A 21104-nucleotide genomic window follows, 5' to 3' on the forward strand; every position below is an offset into this window, starting at 1 on the left:
GGTTTATAATAGTTTTTTGAGTTAGTAAAAACTCTCTGCTATACGACTTGTAGAGCAGAGGGTTTTTTTAAAATTAGTTTTATAACCATGAAATCATATCAAATAAAATGGCATCTTTTTATTACTGTATTTATTATTTCAGGATTGCTTTATTCTTGTAATGAGGAAGAAAAGTTACCATGGGTAAATTTAATACAGGAAAATACTCTAGATGGCTGGAATATAAAAGGAGGTAAAGCCGAGTATAGAGTGGAAAACGGAGTGGTAATAGGGACTACTGTGGCCAATACTCCGAATACCTTTTTAACAACTAATGAAATATTTTCTGATTTTATTTTAGAGTTAGAATATAAAGTAAATCCGGAAATGAATTCAGGTATTCAAATTAGATCAAACAGTTTTCCTTATTATAAAAATGGAATTGTACATGGGTATCAAGTTGAAATAGATCCTTCAGAAAGAGCTTGGAGTGGGGGTATTTATGATGAAAAAAGGCGGAAATGGTTGTATACTTTAGATAATAATCCTGAAGCTCAAAAAGCATTCAAGCAAAATGGATGGAATCATTACAGGATAGAGGCTATAGGAGATACCATTAAAACATGGATAAATAATGTTCCTGCAGCGCATCTTATAGATGATAAAACAGTATCAGGATTTATTGGGCTGCAAGTGCACAGTATTCAGGGAGATAATGAACCGGGTACAGAAATAAAGTGGAGAAATGTTAAAATCATAACAAATAATCCAATTAAATATTCTAAAAAAACAACGGTTGATCCAATAATTACAAAGAATAATTTAACTGTAGATGAGAAGAATAGTGGATGGCAAATGCTTTGGGATGGAAAAACAACTAATGGATGGAGAGGGGCTAAATTAAATAAATTCCCTGAGAAAGGTTGGGAAATTAATGATGGCGAGCTCACTGTATTAGCATCTGGAGGAGGAGAGTCGGCCGCAGGAGGAGATATTGTGACTACTGAGAGTTACGGTGATTTTGAATTGAAAGTAGATTTTAAGTTAACACCGGGAGCAAACAGTGGGATAAAGTATTACGTAGACACAGAGCTAAATAAGGGTTCAGGATCTTCAATTGGTCTAGAATATCAAATTCTAGACGATGTACTTCATAAAGATGCTAAACTAGGGGCTCATGAAGGCAGTAGAACAGTTTGTTCTCTATACGATTTAATTAAGGCAGATCCAAATAAGCCAATTCATCCAATCGGAGATTGGAATACCGCTTATATCGTTTCAAAAAATAATCATGTAGAACACTGGTTAAATGAGGTAAAAGTCTTAGAGTATGAGAGAGGTAGTGGTACATTTTTAAAATTGGTTTCTGAAAGTAAATATGCCAAATGGCCTAATTTCGGGTTACTCGAAAAAGGTCAAATATTATTACAGGATCATGGAGATAGAGTTTCATTTAGAAATATTAAAATAAAAGTTCCGAAAGTAAATAAAGAATAGTATGAAAAATAACCGAAGAGAGTTTATTAAAAAAACCACAACGGCGGCTATAGGTGTTGGTTTAGCAAGTCAGGTTAATGCTATGTCTGCAAAAAGTTATAAAAATATTATAGGAGCTAATGATAGAATACATGTGGCTATACAGGGATTAGGTCGTCGCTATTCAGCGTTTTTAGAAGGTATAGCTTTAAAAGAAAGTAATGTACGTTTAGAGTATTTGTGTGATGTAATGCAAAACCAAATGGATTTGGCAGAGGAGAAAGTAAGTAAAAAACTGGGTTATAAGCCAAAGTTAGAGGCTGACATTCGGAATATTCTAGATGATAAAGATGTTGATGCTGTGTTTATGGCCACTCCTGACCATTGGCATACTCCAGGAGCTATTATGGCCATGCAAGCCAGTAAGCACGTGTATGTAGAAAAACCGTGCAGTCATAATCCTAGAGAAAATGAATTGATAGTAGAGGCGAAAGAAAAATACAATAAAGTTGTTCAAATGGGAAACCAACAACGATCATCGCCTGAAAGTATCAAGATAATTAATGATATACACAACGGCGTAATTGGAGAGGCATATAAAGCCATTGCTTTTTATGTTAATGGAAGAGGAGAAGTACCAGTACCCGTTAAGGCTGCTCCCCCCGAAGGTTTAAACTGGGATTTGTTTCAAGGTCCCGCTCCTAGAAGGGAATATACTCATGACACCTGGAACTATAATTGGCATTGGTATGGCTGGGATTATGGCACCGCGGAAATGGGAAATAATGCTACACATGAGTTAGATATAGCGAGATGGGCTCTAGGTGTTAATTACCCAATATATGTTAATGTATTAGCTGATAAAAGATATTTTTTAGGTGATGGATGGGAAATGTATGATGAAATGCTAGCCAATTACAAGTTTGAAAATAATAAAATTATACAATGGGATGGAATAAGTAGGAATGCCTTTAATAAATACGGTAGAGATCGAGGAACCTTAATTTATGGGACAGATGGATCGGTTATGGTAGATCGAAATGGATATGAACTTTATGATCGACAAGGTAAATTAATAGAAGAAATGAAGTCGAGAAGCAGTGAAGGAGGAATTGCTCTTGGTGGTGGGGGGGATCTTTCGACAAGACATACAGTTAATTTCTTTAATGCTATAAGAGGTAAGGAAGCGTTAACATCTCCTATTAATATTGGGGCACTTTCTCAAATGTTAACACATTATGCAAATATTTCTTTCAGAATCAATAAAGGTTTTGATATAGATGGTATATCCGGAAGAATATTTGATAGAGAGGCTATGAAGCTATGGTCAAGAACTTATGAACCAGGTTGGGAACCAAAAATATAGATAGATGAAAAGAAGAAATTTTATAAAAGATGGAACTATCGCATCAGCATCTATATTGGTAGCTCCCTATGTTTTCAGTGATGTATTAAAGAGGTCTAGTCTCAATAAAATTAATGTTGGTGTTATAGGTACAGGAAATAGAGGGGCAGGGTTAATAAATATGATGAATGGAATTGAAAACCTTAATGTAATGGCAGGTTGCGATATTCTTCCATTTCATTTAAAAAATGGATTATCAAAAATACAAAGCAAAAAAGAAGCTTATCAGGACTATAGAAAATTATTAGAGAATAAAGATATTGATGCTGTAATCGTTTCAACACCAATTTATAACCATTCTCAAATAGCTGCAGATGCAATGGATGCAGGAAAACATGTGTATTGCGAAAAAACACTAGCTAAAGGTTACCCAGCCATTGGCAAATTGCTTAAACAGGAAAAAAGCTTTAATGGAATTTTTCAAACTGGACATCAATACCATAGCTCTCGTCTCTATACCCATATTGTAGATTTAATACAACAAGGAAAAGTAGGTGAAATTGTAGCGTTTGAATGCCAATGGAACAGACATGGGAATTGGAGAAGACCTGTTCCGGATCCTAGCTTTGAAAAGGCCATTAATTGGCGAATGTATAAAGAATATTCCGGAGGTTTAGTGGCCGAGTTATGTTCGCATCAAATTGATTTTGTAAACTGGGTATTGAAATCGACTCCTGAGCAGGTAATAGGGGTGGGAGGTATAGATTATTGGAAAGATGGCAGAGAAACCTATGATAATATTCATGTTATTTATAGTTATTCTAATGGTGTAAAAGCAAAATTTACATGCTTAACTAATAATGCTAAAGATGGTTATCAAATAAAAGTAATTGGTGATAAGGGTACTATAATTATAGATATGCATAAAGCATGGTTTTATCCAGAAGGAAGTTATAAAAATGAATTAACAGAGGTCGATGGCGTAAGTGGCGCTACTGTGCAATGGGATGGTCAAAAAGGAATTCCAATTCAGGTAAACCATTTAAACCCTACAAAACAAGCTTTGATTGATTTTAGCGAATCTATTAATAATAGTATTATGCCAAGGTCTAATCTTATTTCGGGCGCAAAAACAGCAGTTTGTGTACAAATGGCATTAGATGCGATGTACAACAATCAAACAGTGTCATGGAATACTAATTTATTTTCTAATTAAAATGATCAGAACATTAATTTTATGTCTATTCGTAAGCGCTACCGTTTTTGCTAAAACCAATTTGCCTTCCGTTTTTGGAAATCATATGGTTTTGCAGCAACAAGAAAATGTTTCGATTTGGGGTTGGGATACGCCGAATACAGAAATAGTTATTACCACAACTTGGGGCAAAAATGCCATTACAAAAACAAATGATGATGGGTCTTGGAGAACAAAGATTAGAACTCCCAAAGCCACTTTTAATCCTCAAACATTAACCATAAGAGGATCTTCATTGGTAACTTTTACCGATGTTTTAATTGGAGAAGTTTGGTTTTGTTCAGGGCAATCGAATATGGAAATGCCTTTAATTGGATTTAATAAATCATATGTTTTTAATTCTGAGGAATTTATTAATGCCGCAGAAAAAACAGATATCAGGCTTTTTAACAATGGAAGAGAAGCTAGCGTGATGCCTGAAGAAGGCCTAAATGGGAAATGGGAAAAATCCAGTAAAAATTCGGTAAGTAAATTTAGTGCCATTGGCTATATGTTTGGATTAAAGTTGTTTCAAAAGCTTAAAGTTCCTATAGGAATTATAGAATCTTCTTGGGGTGGCACACAAATACAATCTTGGATATCTCGAGAAGGACTATTAAAGTATAAAGACGTTAAAATACCAGAGGTTTTACCTTCTGATATAAATAAACAAAAGCGGCCAACATGTCTTTATAATGCAATGATTTTTCCATTTCAAGATTTTGCTATTAAGGGAATATTATGGTATCAGGGAGAATCAAACAGAGGCACCCCAGCACCCTATAAAGATTATTTGAAAACATTAATAAAAGATTGGAGATTACAATGGAAAGATAAAACATTGCCGTTTTATCTGGTTCAAATAGCACCTTATGCATACGATAAGAATAGGAATACAAATACTATTAATGCAGATTTAATTCGTGAAGCTCAAAAACAAGTTGCAAATGAGGTTTCAAACACAGGAATTGTAATTACTACTGATGTTGGAAATTGCGATGATATTCATCCACCACAAAAGGAGACTATTGCAGAAAGATTGTTAAACCTAGCGCTAGCGGAACAATATCACTTAAAAGGATTTGACTATAAAAGTCCAGAATACAAATCCTTGAAAATTAAAGAAAATAAAGCGGTTCTTAGATTTAAGTTTTTTAGTGATAAAAAAAGTAACAAAGCTTTTGATACCAATCAAGAAATTAAAAGTTTTTATGTAGCAGGTAAAGATCGACAATTTTATGAAGCCAAAGTTGTCGTAAATAAAAATCAAACCCTTACCGTTTTTAGTCCTCAAGTAAATGAAATAATAGCAGTACGATATGGCTTTGAAGATTGTTTGAAAGGAAGTCTGTTTAGTGTTTCCGGTTTGCCAGTTTCACCTTTTAGAACGGATAGTTGGAGCAAATAATAACGAGTACTTCTTTAAATCTGTTGGATAAATAGTTATAAGATATATAAAATGCAAAAAGAAAGATTCTTAATAAGCCTGGTGCTTTATATAAATATTTTAAATATTGGTTTTTCACAGGAAAACATTAAAAAAAGTGAAAAACCAAACATAATTTTTATTTTAACAGATGACCAACGTTTTGATGCTATTGGTTATGCAGGTAACAAATTTGTTGAAACGCCACAAATGGACGATTTAGCAAAATCAGGTACGTACTTTAGTACCGCCATTGTAACCACTCCTATTTGTGCCGCTAGTAGGGCAAGTATTTTAACTGGACTACATGAAAGAACCCATAATTTTAATTTTCAGACAGGTAATGTACGTGAGGAATACATGGCGAATTCGTATCCAGTATTATTAAAACAAAGCGGATACAAAACTGCATTTTTTGGTAAATATGGAGTACGATATGATGATTTGGAAAAACAATTTGATGTTTATGAATCCTATGACCGTAACAATGCCTATAATGATAAAAGAGGATATTTTTATAAGACTATAGACAAAGATACCGTTCATTTAACTAGGTATACAGGACAAAAAGCATTGGATTATTTAGATAATATAGATACAAATTGTCCTTTTAGTCTTTCATTGTGTTTTAGTGCTCCTCATGCACACGATAGTGCTGTAGATCAATATTTTTGGCAAAATACAACCGATAAATTATTACAAAATACAGTAATTCCAGAAGCAGATTTATCTAAGGATAAATATTTTGAATCACAACCAAAGTTTGTAAGAGACGGCTTTAATAGGTTAAGATGGACATGGCGATATGATACTCCAGAAAAATACCAACATAGCTTGAAAGGGTATTACAGAATGATTTCAGGAATAGACCTTGAAATAGCTAAAATTCGCGAAAAATTACAAGAAAAAGGATTAGATAAAAATACCGTAATTATTGTAATGGGTGATAATGGATATTTTTTAGGAGAACGTCAATTTGCTGGAAAGTGGATGATGTATGATAACTCCATTCGAGTGCCATTAATTATTTACGACCCACGAGTAAACCAACACCACGATGTTGAAGAGATGGTATTAAATATAGATGTTCCTAGCACTATTGCTGATCTTGCAGGAATAACTCCTCCAAAAACTTGGCAAGGAAAAAGTTTATTACCATTAGTGCAAAAAAGAGCTAAGACCATAGAAAGAGATACCATTTTAATAGAACATATCTGGGAGTTTGAACATATTCCACCAAGTGAAGGGGTTCGTACTAAGAATTGGAAATACTTCAGATATGTAAATGATAAATCTTTTGAAGAATTATATAACCTTAAAAAAGATCCCAAAGAAGTAAATAATCTAATCAATAATCCAAAATATAAAGCCATTGCTGCAGATTTAAGAGCCAAATGCGATGAATTAATTAAAAAGAATAGTGATTTATATAGAAGTGCTCCCTCTAATTTATCAGTAGAATTAATTAGAGACCCTAAGGATGTCTCGATTATAGATTTGCAGCCAGAGTTTAGTTGGACAATAGCTAAAGAATCTGTTTTTCAATCGGCATATCAAGTATTAGTTGCTTCATCAGAAGAAGAACTAGCTTTGAACCAAGGCAATATTTGGGACAGTAAACAGGTGCGTTCCAATATTTCAAGCAATGTAGAGTATAATGGAGCTCCTTTGGAAATAGGAAAAACATACTTTTGGAAAGTCCGAATTTGGGATGAAGACAATCGGCTGGTTGACTATTCAAATCCGCAAGCTTTTACTGTGGGAAAAGCCGATAAAATGATTTCTACTGAAAATAAATATCTGGTTGATAGAATACACCCCGTTAAATTTGAGAAAAGAGGACATGTTTATTTTATGGATTTTGGAAAAGATGCTTTTTCAACGTTGGAATTTACTTATAAGACCCAAAAAGTAGACACCTTAACAATTAGAATTGGAGAACAGTTGAATGGTAAAATCATTAACAGTAATCCAATAGAAAAAAGCCATATTCGTTATCAAGAATTAAAAGTAGAGGTAAGCCCAAGTCAAACCCATTACCAAATTAAAATAAAGGCAGATAAAAGAAATACATTGCCCAACAAAGCATTGGCATTACCGATAGGGTTTCCTGTTTTAATGCCTTTCAGATATGTAGAAATAGAAGGATTACAAGGAGATATTTCTAAAGATGACTTTCAACAATTAGCGTACCATGGATATTGGGAAGATAATGCAAGTAGCTTTAGCAGTTCAAATGATGTATTAAACCAAGTTTGGGATCTTTGCAAATACACAATTAAGGCAACTACATTTAATGGCCTATATGTAGATGGCGATAGAGAACGTATTCCTTATGAAGCAGATGCGTATTTAAACCAATTAAGTCATTATGCAACGGACAGGGAGTATGCAATTGCAAGAAGAACTATTGAGTATTTTATGGAACATCCAACATGGCCAACAGAATGGCAACTACATGTTGCCTTAATGTTTTATGCAGATTACATGTACACGGGAAATACAGAACTAATAGAAAAATATTATGATAAGTTAAAATACAAAACACTTTATGAGTTAGCGAATGAAGATGGTTTAATTTCCTCTGCTAATGTGACTCCTGAGTACATGAAAAAATTAGGTTTCGGCCCACTAGAAACAGAATTGAGAGATATTGTAGATTGGCCTTCTGCGGGTTGGGGAGGCGATCCTGAAAATAAAGGAGAAAGAGACGGATATGTATTTAAACCTTACAATACAGTTGTAAATGCTTTTTACTATCAAAACATGACAATTATGGCCAAATTTGCTGAAGTTTTGGGGAAATCTAAAGAAGCCGAGGATTTTAAAATAAGAGCTTTAAAAGTGAAACAAGCGCTTAACCAGAAAATGTTCAATAGTGAGCGTGGTATATATGTAGATGGTATTGGAACAGAGCATGCCTCTTTACATTCAAATATGTTGCCTTTAGCCTTTAATATGGTGCCTCAAGACAAATTAGGAACTGTTGTAAACTTTATAAAGTCAAGAGGAATGGCTTGTAGTGTTTATGGTGCTCAATATCTTCTAGAGGGCTTGTATAATGCAGGGGAAGAAGAATATACTTTACAACTTTTAACAAATAAAAGCGATAGAAGTTGGTACAATATGATTAGAGTTGGATCTACTATGACTATGGAGGCTTGGGATATAAAATATAAAAATAATTTAGATTGGAATCATGCTTGGGGTGCTGTGCCAGCAAACATCGTAACAAGGGAATTATGGGGAATTACACCTAAAACACCAGGCTTTAGAATTGCCAATATTAATCCTCAAATGGGAAATTTAAAAGAAAGTAGTATTCAGGTGCCTACTGTGCTGGGAGACATTAAGGCAAGTTATACTTTTAATTCTCCACGTTTACAGACTTACATTATTGAAATTCCAGCCAATATGGTTGCAGAATTCTCAATAAATCCATCTCCAGGTAAAGAACTAATGCATAACGGTAAAAAAGTAGCATCAGCATTTGGTTCAGTAAGATTAACCCCAGGGAAACATGAAATTAAGTTAGTAATCAATTCATTTTAATAGCCCCTAATAAGTTAATTTTTAAAACGGCCTCTTAACAAACTAAAGTATTGGGTAGCATTTTTAGATTAAGCTAATTGATGATTATGCTGTAATTAATCAGATATTATAACGCCGGTAAAAATATTTAAAACAAAAAAAGAAGAGAATGACGAATTTTAGAAATAATATCATTAGTTATTCAATAATATTTTGTTGTTCTTTTGCTTTTACACAAGAATTTGAACGCCCATTTATTTGGGTGAAAAAGGAAGATAAAAAGGAAATTCTTAGTAAAATCAAGGAACAAGAATGGGCTACTTCTTTTTATGGAGAATTTATTCAAAGAATAAATGATGATATTTCCGAATACAACAATAATCCCCAAAAGTTTTTAAATAATATCCCTTTTGATTGGTCTAAACAAAAAAAAGGGAAAACCCCTCCCTTAAAAACGTATCAAATTTTTAACAAATCAAATAATCTAGAGAGAAATCAGCTAAAAAATTATCTGCAAATAGGAATAGATTGTGGTGTACTTTATTTCTTAACAGAAAGAAAGGAATATGGGCAATGCGCTTTAGATATTTTGTATGCTTATATTGAGGGAATCACACAATTAAGTCCTTCAAAGGATAAACGAAATGGAGGCTGGGTTTATCCAAGCGACCATTTAAGAGAAGCTCGCGTTGTTGGAGCACAACTTCCTGTTTTATATGATTTTGTGGTTTCATATTTAAAGAAAGGAAATAAGCCTTATGATATAGGAGCAAAAACTAATGTTAAATTTCCTTATGAAAAAGCTCAATTTGTTTTTAGAACATATGCAAAATTAGCTATTGAGCATGGTCATACAGGGTCTAATTGGTCGGTTTTAGAATCTGTTAGTTTAATTCAAAATGCTTTAGCTCTGGAAAATGTTAATGATAGGAATTATTATTTAAGTTATTTTTTAAAACAAGGAACAGACCAACAAGATGCTTTACCGGATGTGGCAAAAAAATATATAAAAGAAGGCGATGTTTTTCCAGAAACCTCCCAATATTCAAACGTAGTATCAGAATATTTAACCAGGATGTTTTGGGTTTTAGAACGATATAATCCTGATTTAAAACTGACACAAGAATATGATAAAATTCTGTTTGCATTAGATAGATGGAACAGTATTAGTTACCCTAATGGCGAAATTATAAGGTTCGGCGATGGAAAACGCCATTTAGAAACACCTTATGAGGTTTATGAAATTGCATATTCTTTAGGTGAAAAAAACTCTGTACCATCATTAACACAAAAGTTTGGACCCTTAATTTCAGAAGTTTTAATACATGAAAAATACAATAAAGGGAATGTAGGAAAAAGATCAGTAAAGGTTGAGCCTTATTTTACGCCAACAAGATTACTTTGGTTGCAAAAAACAGAATCTTACTCTTTAGATCAGGCCGAACTACCTAGAACAGATGTTTTCGAGCATGCAGGCATTTATTTACAACGTAATTTAAGTGCAACAAAAGGACCTGAATATGGCTTGATGTGTTTTGTAGGAGGCGGGCACATGGTGCATGGTCATGCTAATGGTATGGATATGGAATTATATGGTTTGGGTGAAGTACTTGGTGTTGACAACGGAAGAGGAAAATATAGAGAAGACATTCATGAAAATTATTCAAGATTATATGCTGCACATAATACGGTTGTTGTAAATGGAGCAAGCCAAGGAGAAGGAGGATGGGCAAATTTAGGAATCAATAAAACCGAACTCTTGGTAATGGAACCTAAGCCATTGGAAAAAGCGTTGTCCCCTAATTATTCCTTTACAATTACGAGTTTTAAGGATGATAAAGGAGAAAAAGCAGAAGCTTTACAAACACGAACTCTAGCTCTAGTTAGAACATCTGATAAAACGGGTTATTATGTCGATGTATTTCGTTCAAAATCATCTTTATCCAATCAATATCACGATTATATATACCATAACATTGGCGATAAGCTGTTGTTTTTAAATAAAGATTTAAAATTAAGAAACGATGAAGAACGCTATCAAGCCAATGTTAAAGGAGATTGGCAACAACATAGAACATACAGAAATCCAGGTTGGCATTTTTTTAAGGATGTAAAGTCTTCAAATGTTTATAATAATGATGTTAGAGCTCAATTTGAAATTGAAAATATAAAAGAGAAAAGAGGATATATGAATCTTTTTATTATTGGGAATGATAATAGAGAGTATACCAAAGTAAAAGCACCACATACTTTTGAAGGCCCTAAACCATATGATACGTTGTCTACACCAACATTAGTAATCCGGCAAAAAGGGGCTGCATGGAATAACCCCTTTGCTGTTGTTTATGAACCCAATTTTAATAAAAATAACAATGAAGGAATTCAATCTGTAACTAAGTTACAGGAAAATGGTGTTTTTAAAGGTTTTAATATTATTAGCATTATAAATGGAAAAAAGATACAGCAATATGTTCTTATTCAAGAAAAGGATCAAGTGTATAGTAGCAAGGAGCTTGAATTGACCTTTAAAGGAACTTTTGCCATTATTACACAAAACTCTTTAAATAAACTTCAAGATGTTTATATAGGGGATGGAGAAAAACTGGTTTATCGAAATATTGTTATTGAACCCAATAATAAAAGTAAGCTTGAAGTCTATATTAATTTTTTAAAAAATAGGCCAGAGATAAATTCAAGAAACACTAATGTAAAGATTTATGAAAATTAAATATAATACATGGCTTTTCATGGTCCAAGGGGTAATATTTTTTAGTGTTTTTACCCTTTTTGGTCAACAATTGGAAAACGGTTTTAAAAATCCGCCGGAACGTGCTAAACCAAGAACCTGGATGCATGCTATGAGTGGGAATATTTCTAAACCCGGGCTAACCAAAGATTTGGAGGCTATAAAAGAAGTTGGTATAGGTGGAGTCCTGTTGTTTAATGTGTCTCATACTATTCCTCAAGGTAATGTGAATTTTAATTCAGAGAATCATCAAGAATTAATAGGACATGCAGCTAAAGAATGTGAACGTTTGGGCTTAAGTTTTGGTGTACATAATTGTGATGGATGGACTTCTAGTGGAGGGCCTTGGAATACCCCAGAAAATTCCATGAAGCAAGTCGTTTGGAATGAGAAAATTATTGAAGGTGGAAAAAAAAGCAATTTAACCTTAGAAAAACCAACAGTTAGAGAAGGATTTTATAAAGATATAGCGGTGGTTGCCTATCCATCATTATTTGCAGAATTAGAAGATAATTCAGTGAAACCCATCATCACATCATCCGATAAAACGTTCGACATCAAATTGGTTTCAGATGGAAAATGGGATAAAACATCTGTTTTACACGCTTCAGAGAAAGATAAAAACTGGGTTCAGTTTGATTTTGGAAAACCTTATGGAGTAAAATCAATATATATGCCACTCACAAAGGCGATTAACGGAAGTAGAAAATCAACTCTTTTAATATCAGATGATGGGGTAAATTTTAATGAAGCTCAAGCTTTTAATTTAAAACGATTGGGGAAGCGTGAATTTGCGATAGATGAGAGTTTTTCCGAAATAAAAGCAAGGTATTTTAGAATTATAATCGAGGATAATTATGAGATTATGGAAGTGAGCCTTAATAAAAGGCAAAATTATCCTAATTTTTTGGCCAAAACCTCCTTGTTTAAAATAGAAGATAGCAGATTAAAGCCTTTAGAAAGTGACGATGCATCTTCTATTATTAATATAAATGACATCATAGATTTAACACATGCGATGAATAGCGATGGTAATTTGAGTGTAAAGCTTCCTAAAGGGAATTGGACGATTTTGCGTTTTGGATTTACTTCAACAGGTGCCGTTAATTCTCCAGCCTCTGATGAAGGAAGAGGTCTTGAAGTTGATAAAATGAGTAAATCTGCTTTAAAAATCCACTACGATGCTTATGTAGGTAAAGTTGTTGAAAATACTAAAAATATTGCTCCAAGTGCTATGCAATATCTGGAGATTGATAGCTTTGAGGTAGGAGGGCAAAATTGGACAGATGGTTATGAGGCTATTTTCCTTGAAACATATGGGCATTCACTGATTCCTTTTTTGCCAGTTTATGCTGGTAGAATGGTAGAAAGTGCGCAGGCTACCGATGCGGTTTTATGGGAAATTAGAAAGCTTAACAGCGATTTAATTACCGAAAATTATTTTGGAGAATTCACAAAATTGACGCATGATGATGGACTTATTAGTTACATAGAACCGTATTCTTTTAATGCCCCTTTTAATGAATTAGACGCCGCAAAGCAAACCGATATACCTATGGGCGAGTTCTGGATGCACCAACGCTATCAAACAGAAACTGCTGTGTCTGGAGCACGCATTTATGGAAAAAAAATAATTTCAGCCGAGTCTTTTTCAGCGCAATCGCAAATCAATTGGAAAGGTCATCCGGGGATGTCCAAGACTACTGGAGATATGGCTTGGATTTTAGGAATCAATGAGTTTATGTTTCATCGATTTGCTCATCAAGCAAATACCAAAGTATTACCAGGTATGACGATGAGTCAGTGGGGTTCTCATATCGATAGAACTCAGACCTGGTGGTACAATGCCGGCGCCGCCTGGTTTAAATATTTAGCAAGAGGGTCATATTTGCTAAGGCAAGGCAATCCTGTATCCGATATGTTAGTTTATGTTGGTGAAGGTTCTCCCAATTCTGTGACTTCCAGAAATAGTTTTTCACATAACATTCCAGTAACAATTAATTACGATAATATAAACACGGATGCTCTGTTGAATAGGATAGAAGCTAAAGAAGGCATGCTGGTGTTGCCAGAAGGTACAAGCTATAAGTTATTGGCTTTGCACAACTGCGATATGCTAACTTTAAAGACTTTGAGGAAGCTAAATGAATTCTCTGAGCAGGGTATTATAATTGTGGGAAACAAGCCTAATGGGTTAGCTGGGTATTTAAAGTCTAGAGAAGAAACAGATGCATTCAATTATTTGGTAAATAAAATATGGAGTAGTAAAACCACGTTTTCTTCTTTTGATTGGAACACTATTTTCAGTACTAATAACTTAAGTTACGACCTAATAGTTTCTACACCAAGTAAAGAGATTCCTTATATACACAGAAAAACACAAAATGAAGATATTTACTTCATTTATAATCAAGATTCTATAGCCCAAAACGTTCATTTAAAATTTTCTATAAAAGGTAAACAGCCTGAATTATGGAATCCTATGACAGGGGATATTACTAGGCTGGCCTGTTATCAGGAAAATGACCAAGGCATGGTAACAGATGTTCAATTGAAGCCATTGGAATCTGTTTTTATAATTTTAAAAGAGCGCTCAAAAGACATCCATTCTATTGTGTCAATTAAAAGTTCATCAGAATCAAAGCCTACTTTTTACTACAATAAAAAGGATGAGATTGAAATGTTGGTTAACCAGAATGGAGATTACTCAGTGGTTTTTAATGATGAATCAGAAAAGACTGTTAAGGTTAACAATCTTCCTGAGAATAAAATTTTGAACAGTTCATGGCTACTACAATTTAAAGCGCCATACGGTTATGAAAATACTATTGTTATAGATTCACTTTATAATTTGACCAATTCGGAAATTTTTGATATTAAACATTTTTCGGGTACGGTGGACTATAGTTCGTCATTTACTTTATCTGAAAAAGAAATAAAACCAGATATTAAAATAAACTTAGACTTAGGAAAGGTAAGCATTGCGGCCAAGGTTTTTGTGAATGATAAAGAGGTCTCGGTTTTATGGGTTATGCCATATGCTGTTGATATAACAGACTATGTTAAGAAAGGAAAGAATACACTTAGAATAGAAGTCACAAATACATGGACTAACAGACTTATTGGTGATGAACATTATGAGAGAACTGATGGTTACAGTATTTCTGATTCTAAAATGCCAGATTGGTATATTAATAATGAACCAATGCCATTAGGAAAAAGGGTAACTTTTTCTGCCTATCCTTTTTATAAGAAGAACGACCCCTTAATGTCTTCAGGTTTGATTGGCCCAATTACTATTAACTTCAGTAAAGTAGTTATAAATAGTAATTAATAGTAAAGTATTTATAAGTAATGAAACAGGAATTTATGCACACAATTAAAACGAGTTTAATAATAGTTGTTATTATAACAAATACATTAGTCGTTGCTCAAAACCCAATAGTTCCAAACAAAGGATTGAACGATCCGCATATTCATATTTTTGATGATATAGCTTATTTGTATGCTTCACATGATAAGTCTATAGAGAATAAAGGGTTTGTTATGGAAGATTGGTGGGTTTGGTCATCTCCAGACCTAGTTAACTGGACAAGGCGTAGTACTTTAAAACCAGATAATACTTATATAGGAAAGTCTTTCCAGAGTTGTTGGGCAACAGATGTTGGTTATAAAAATGGTAAGTATTATTGGTATTTTTCTGAAGGTAATGAGCAAACAGGTGTTGTTGTTGGAGATTCTCCTGTTGGTCCTTGGAACGATCCATTAGGTAAACCTTTATTATCCTCTGAATTAACTCCAACGCACGAGTATGATATGGCCGTTTTCGAAGAAGATAATGGTGAACATTACATCTTTTTTGGAGTTTGGGATTATTACGTGGCCAAGTTAAATAACGATATGATCAGTCTTGCCGAGACACCAAAAAAAATCATCATCAATAATCCAAGAGGGCCTTATAATAGAGATGGGAATAATAAGAGTATGCCTACAGACGATAAACCATTTGTGCATAAATACAATAACAAATATTATTTGTCTTGGGGCTGTTTTTATGCCATGTCCGATAATTTGTATGGCCCATATGATTATGTTGATACAATTATTAAAGAAAGCAGTTTTGCAAAAGGTTATGCTAACCCAACATGGCCAAATGGGTTTTTACAAGGGCGACATGGTAGTTTTTTTGAGTGGCATAACCAGTGGTATTTTGCATACTGTGACATTAGCCAAACAAATAACAGATGGTTTAGGGATACATTTATAAGTTACGTGCATTATAAGGACAATGGAGAAATAGCAACTATTCGTGTGGATGGTGTAGGGGTAGGGCAATATGATGCTAATCAAGGTTTTATAGAAGCGGAAGATTATTTTAAAGCCAATGGAATACAAAAAACAGAAAATGTAATGGGTGGGTTTTCAATAAGGAGCAATGAGAATAGTGCTTTTGTAGTTTATCCAAACATTGAAAACTTAAAAGCTAAAAGCACCATTGAATTTGAAGTCCTGTCCAAAACAGAAACCGAAGTAGAAGTTAGAGATGGGTCCCCAACAGGAAAACTTTTATCTACTTGTAAGTTGCCAGGGAATACTACTAATGCCTTTATAAATGAAAGTTTTAAAATAAATGAGTTATATAACGGACAAACAATATGTTTGGTGTTTAAATCTTCGGCAAACTCTAATTTAAAACTAAACAGATTTAGGTTTAAATAAAATTTAAAAAACAAAAACATAATACTTTATATATTATCAATATGAAAATAAATTTATTAATTGTATTTACAATTTTAGGATTATTAACAACTTCCTGTTCTAAACCATCTCAAAAAGATTATAAAGATGCCTCACTTTCTATAGATGAGCGTGTTGAAGCCCTTTTACCTTTATTATCCATTGAAGAAAAGGTAGCGCAAATGCGAATTTTTCATGCTAATATTGGGGTTGAAGCCGACGATGAGGGACAGCTAAAACTTTCTGATAAGGTTGTAGAAAAATTAAAACTAGGTATTGCGGGTATCAAAAATCCGGCGGAACACATTAGTCCGTTGGCCGCAGCCAAGCTCAATAACGAACTTCAAAAATATATTATAGAACACAACCGCTGGGGTATTCCTGCATTGTTTGTAACGGAGTCTTATAATGGTGTAGATGCTGAAGGCTGTACAAAATTTGGAAGACCAATTACTTCATCAGCTTCTTTTAACCCAAGTTTGGTGAATCGTATTTGGGATGTGGTTGGAAGAGAAGCAAGGCTAAGAGGTATGCATATGTGCCATTCACCCGAAGCTGATATCGTTCGTGATCCACGTTTTGGACGTATGAGTGAAGCTTGCGGTGAAGACACCTATTTAACCACTCAAATGGTTACCAATGCAATTAAAGGTGTGCAAGGTGATTATGAAGGTTTGAGTAACGGTACGCATATTGGGGCGGTTGCTAAGCATTTTGCAGGATACGGACAAGTACTTGGAGGTACAAATTTTGCAGCTATTGAAATTTCAGAACGCACGTTGATTGATGAGATTTATCCACCTTTTGAAGCGGCGGTTAAGGAAGCCAGAACTTTGGGTATTATGGCTTCTCATGGTGATTTAAATGGAATAGCAAGTCACGGTAATCCAGAATTACTTAATGGTGTTTTGCGCGATCAATGGGGATTTGAAGGGTATGTGGTGTCAGATGCCAATGATATAGGTCGTTTGTTTTATTTTATGAAAGTAGCAGAATCACCAGAAGCAGCGGCTTTAATGGGGTTGACAGCTGGAGTTGATATCGATTTATATGCAGAAGATGCCTATTCTTATTTGCCAGAAATGGTTAAAAATAACCCAGACATAGAAAAATTGATTGATAAAGCGGTTAGACGTGTTTTACGTACAAAGTTTATTTTGGGCCTTTTTGATAATCCTTATGTTGATATTGATAAAGTAGAAAAAGAGGTTAGAAAGGAATCTTCACTGGAACTTGCTAAAGAGGCTGACTTAGAGTCTGTTATTTTGCTTAAGAATGATAATAATATTTTACCACTTTCGAAAGAGGGTAATAAAAAGATAGCGCTTTTGGGACCATTGGTAAGAGAAAATACACAAGTAGCTTTTGAAGCTATTAAGGGTAATACTAATACTTTTGTCACTGAAAAAGGATTTAAATTAACCGATGAAAATGCTAGTATACCTAAGCTTTTGCCTTACGATGCAGAGGCATTAGAAAAGCTTTTAACAATAGCTAAAACTTCAGATGTGGTTGTTTTATTTTTAGGAGGCGATGAATTTACATCTAAAGAAGCTTTCTTTAGTGGTGCTTTGGGAGATAGAGCGACCATAGATCCCGTAGGTATGCAAGATGAATTAATTCAGAAAGTCAAAGATTTAGGTAAACCAACTATTGTGGTGTTAAAGCATAGAAGAACCTTATCTATTAATACCATTTCAAAAGAAGCAGATGCGATTTTAGACGGATGGGACTTAAGTGAGTTCGGTGATAATTCTATGGCAAAGCTCATATTTGGGGAAATATCGCCTTCTGGCAAATTACCAGTTACCGTACCAAGATCCATTGGACAATTACCATTTCATTATAGTATGAAAGGCATTAATAATAAGAAAGGATATTTATTCCTGGAAAACGGTCCTCTTTATCCGTTTGGATTTGGGTTGAGTTACACCACATTTAAGTATTCTAATTTAAAAATATCGAATACAGAGATAACTCCGAACACTGAAATTACCGTTAGCGTAGATGTAACAAACACTGGTGATGTGGAAGCAAAAGAAGTAGTGCAGATGTATTTAAAAGATGAAATAGGTTCAGTTACTCGACCAAATAAAGAGTTAAAAGGTTTTGAGAAAATAATGTTAGCACCTGGAGAAACAAAAAGTGTAAGTTTCAAAGTTACACCAAAAATGCTGGAGTTTACAGGGTTAAAAATGGAGAGGATTTTGGAAGCGGGTGACTACACAGTAATGATAGGAACATCCTCTGAAGAAGGATTAAAAGGAAAATTTAAGTTAAGCAAATAGAATGAGAATGATAAAGTTTTGCAAGGTTATATCATTACTAGTATTAATCCAGTCTTGTGTAAGTAGCAAAGAAATGGTGAAAACTAGTCCTGATGATAGTATAGAAAATTCTATGGTTCTTGCTTTAGAATGGCAGGAACAACATCCCATATATTCATTAGACCCAACAGATTGGACAAATGGTGCTTACTACACAGGAGTAGTAAAAGCACATCAGGCAACCAACAACCAAGTCTTCTTGGCAGCCTTAAAAAATATGGGACATAAAAATGAATGGAAAACATGTTTCAGGTATTATCATGCAGATGATATTGCCATCTCTTATTCTTATTTGTACATAAATAAACTGCGTAAACATTTGGTTGATTTAAAACCTACAGATAATTTTATTTCTGATCACTTGTATAAAGACCATGAATGGAAACAAGGAAGTGATGAAGGTGATAAAAAGATACTTTGGTGGTGGTGCGATGCCTTATTTATGGCACCACCTGTACTGGTAGAATATGCAAATTTAAAAAATGACAGAATTTATTTAGATAGCATGCATCAATACTACATGCAAACGTATCAATTACTTTATGATAAAAAAGAGCATTTATTCGCCAGAGACCTTCGGTTTAAATGGACAGGTAAGGATACCGATCTAAAAGAGAAAAACGGTAAAAAAATATTTTGGTCGAGAGGGAATGGTTGGGTAATTGCGGGATTGGCTCTAATTATTGAAGGAATGCCTGTTGGTTATGAGCATAGACCTTTTTATGTAAACTTATTTCAGGAAATGGCATCAAAAATCAAAGAAACTCAACCTAAGGATGGTTTGTGGAGAACCAGTTTGCTATCTCCTGAATCTTTTAATCATGGAGAAGTAAGCGGAAGTGGATTTTTTACTTTTGCTTTGGCATGGGGAGTAAATAATGGACTTTTAGATAAGGAAACATATTTGCCAACTATTAATAAAGCATGGAAAGCTTTGAGAAGTTGTCAACAAGAAAATGGAAAAATAGGTTGGGTGCAAAATATTGGTGCAAGTCCAGAGCCTGCATCAAAAGATAGTTGGCAAAACTTTGGAACTGGGGCCTACTTATTAGCGGGAAGTGAAGTTTTAAAGTTAAAGTAAGATTTGAAATGAAAATCAAAAGGAATAATAATTATATAGTGAAAAAAGTAAGGATGATAATTGGTACGTGTTTAATTCTTTTGAATGTAAACATTTCTGTTGCTCAGCAAGAATTTGATAGAAAAAATATAGAAAACGCCATGGTTAAAGCCGTTGAATGGCAAGAGCAGCACCCTATTTTTGGTTCGGAACCAACAGATTGGACAAATGGAGCTTATTATACAGGGGTAGCAAGAGCTCATAAAGCTACTGATAATATGGTGTTTATTGCGGCTCTAAAAACTATGGGATATCGTAATGAATGGAAAACCCCATCTCGATATTATCACGCAGATGATATGGCTATTTCGTATCCCTACTTATATATACATAATAATCAATTAAGAAAAGATTTAGTTAATCTTGAGCCAACCAGTACTTTCATAAACAAACACTTATTTGAAGACAGTGACTGGAAACAGGGAAAAGGAGACAAAGAATTTAAAACAATCCTTTGGTGGTGGTGTGATGCCTTATTTATGGCGCCACCTGTAATTGTTGAGTATTCAAATCTTAAAAATGATAGAAAATACTTAGATGCTATGCATAAATATTATAAACAGACATATCATTTACTTTACGATAAACAAGAGCATTTGTTCTCGAGAGATACAAGGTTTTTATTAAGAGCTAAAGAAACAGATTTGAAAGAAGAGAATGGTAAAAAGATATTTTGGTCCAGGGGTAATGGTTGGGTTCTTGGAGGATTGGCTTTAATTTTAGAGTCCATGCCAAAAGATTACAAGCATAGAGATTTTTATGTGACTTTATTTAAAGAAATGTCTTTTAGAGTAAAAGAACTTCAAGGAGAAGATGGACTATGGTGTACCAGTTTGTTGTCTCCCGAATCCTATAAGCATGGAGAAGTAAGTGGTAGCGGATTTTTTACTTTTGCTTTAGCTTGGGGAATTAATAATGGTATTTTAGAGAAAGATCAATTTGAAAATACGGTTTTAAAAGCTTGGAAAGGCTTAGTAACTGCACAAGATAGCTCTGGAAAAGTAGGATGGGTACAAGATGTAGGATATGATCCAAAACCAGCATCTAAAGATAGTTGGCAAAATTTTGGAACCGGGGCATTTATTTTGGCTGGAAGTGAAATTTTAAAATTAAGGTTGCCGTGAGTATTATTAGAGCAATGATTATTTTACAACATAATCAAATCATTCAAACAGCAAAAATT

The 21104-nt window shown here is 34.0% G+C and carries 11 protein-coding genes; all 11 read left to right on the forward strand.

Translation table 11 applies throughout. The features are described 5' to 3' along the window. Nucleotides 1-87 precede the first annotated feature (87 nt). The 11 genes from ICJ84_RS04955 (at nt 88) to ICJ84_RS05005 (ending at nt 21045) form a co-directional block, all read left to right on the forward strand. Nucleotides 88-1476: a 3-keto-disaccharide hydrolase gene (locus tag ICJ84_RS04955; RefSeq protein ID WP_188215228.1), complete on the forward strand. Its 1389-nt coding sequence runs from the start codon at nt 88-90 to the stop codon at nt 1474-1476. A gap of 1 nt (nt 1477) precedes the next feature. Next, a complete protein-coding gene (locus tag ICJ84_RS04960; RefSeq protein WP_188215229.1) occupies nt 1478-2821 on the forward strand; it encodes a Gfo/Idh/MocA family protein in 1344 nt (447 codons plus the stop codon). A 4-nt stretch (nt 2822-2825) separates the two neighbouring features. Continuing rightward, nucleotides 2826-4016 (forward strand): Gfo/Idh/MocA family protein, encoded by a 1191-nt coding sequence (locus tag ICJ84_RS04965; protein WP_188215230.1) that lies wholly within the window; start codon nt 2826-2828, stop codon nt 4014-4016. 91 nt (nt 4017-4107) lie between these two features. Next, nucleotides 4108-5442 carry a sialate O-acetylesterase gene (locus tag ICJ84_RS04970; RefSeq protein ID WP_188215231.1) on the forward strand — a complete coding sequence of 445 codons (1335 nt, stop codon included), beginning with the start codon at nt 4108-4110 and terminating at the stop codon, nt 5440-5442. Between the two features lie 51 nt (nt 5443-5493). Then, nucleotides 5494-9012, forward strand: coding sequence for an alpha-L-rhamnosidase-related protein (locus ICJ84_RS04975; protein ID WP_188215232.1), 3519 nt, complete (start codon nt 5494-5496; stop codon nt 9010-9012). 148 nt (nt 9013-9160) lie between these two features. Beyond that, on the forward strand, nt 9161-11719 hold the full coding sequence (locus tag ICJ84_RS04980; protein WP_188215233.1) for a heparinase II/III domain-containing protein: 2559 nt from the start codon (nt 9161-9163) through the stop codon (nt 11717-11719). Then, complete coding sequence (locus ICJ84_RS04985; protein WP_188215234.1) at nt 11709-15071, forward strand: glycosyl hydrolase; 3363 nt, start codon at nt 11709-11711, stop codon at nt 15069-15071. The genes ICJ84_RS04980 and ICJ84_RS04985 overlap by 11 nt, the downstream gene beginning before the upstream one ends. A 35-nt stretch (nt 15072-15106) precedes the next feature. Next, entirely contained in the window at nt 15107-16456 is a 1350-nt protein-coding gene (locus ICJ84_RS04990) for a family 43 glycosylhydrolase (RefSeq protein WP_188215235.1), read from the forward strand. A gap of 41 nt (nt 16457-16497) precedes the next feature. Then, a complete protein-coding gene (locus tag ICJ84_RS04995; protein WP_188215236.1) occupies nt 16498-18762 on the forward strand; it encodes a glycoside hydrolase family 3 N-terminal domain-containing protein in 2265 nt (754 codons plus the stop codon). A 73-nt stretch (nt 18763-18835) separates the two neighbouring features. Beyond that, a complete protein-coding gene (locus ICJ84_RS05000) occupies nt 18836-19882 on the forward strand; it encodes a glycoside hydrolase family 88/105 protein (RefSeq protein WP_241748686.1) in 1047 nt (348 codons plus the stop codon). 53 nt (nt 19883-19935) lie between these two features. Then, nucleotides 19936-21045 (forward strand): glycoside hydrolase family 88/105 protein, encoded by a 1110-nt coding sequence (locus ICJ84_RS05005; RefSeq protein WP_188215238.1) that lies wholly within the window; start codon nt 19936-19938, stop codon nt 21043-21045. The last annotated feature ends 59 nt before the right edge of the window (nt 21046-21104 follow it).

Source organism: Aestuariibaculum suncheonense (assembly GCF_014596935.1).
Taxonomy (GTDB): domain Bacteria; phylum Bacteroidota; class Bacteroidia; order Flavobacteriales; family Flavobacteriaceae; genus Aestuariibaculum; species Aestuariibaculum suncheonense.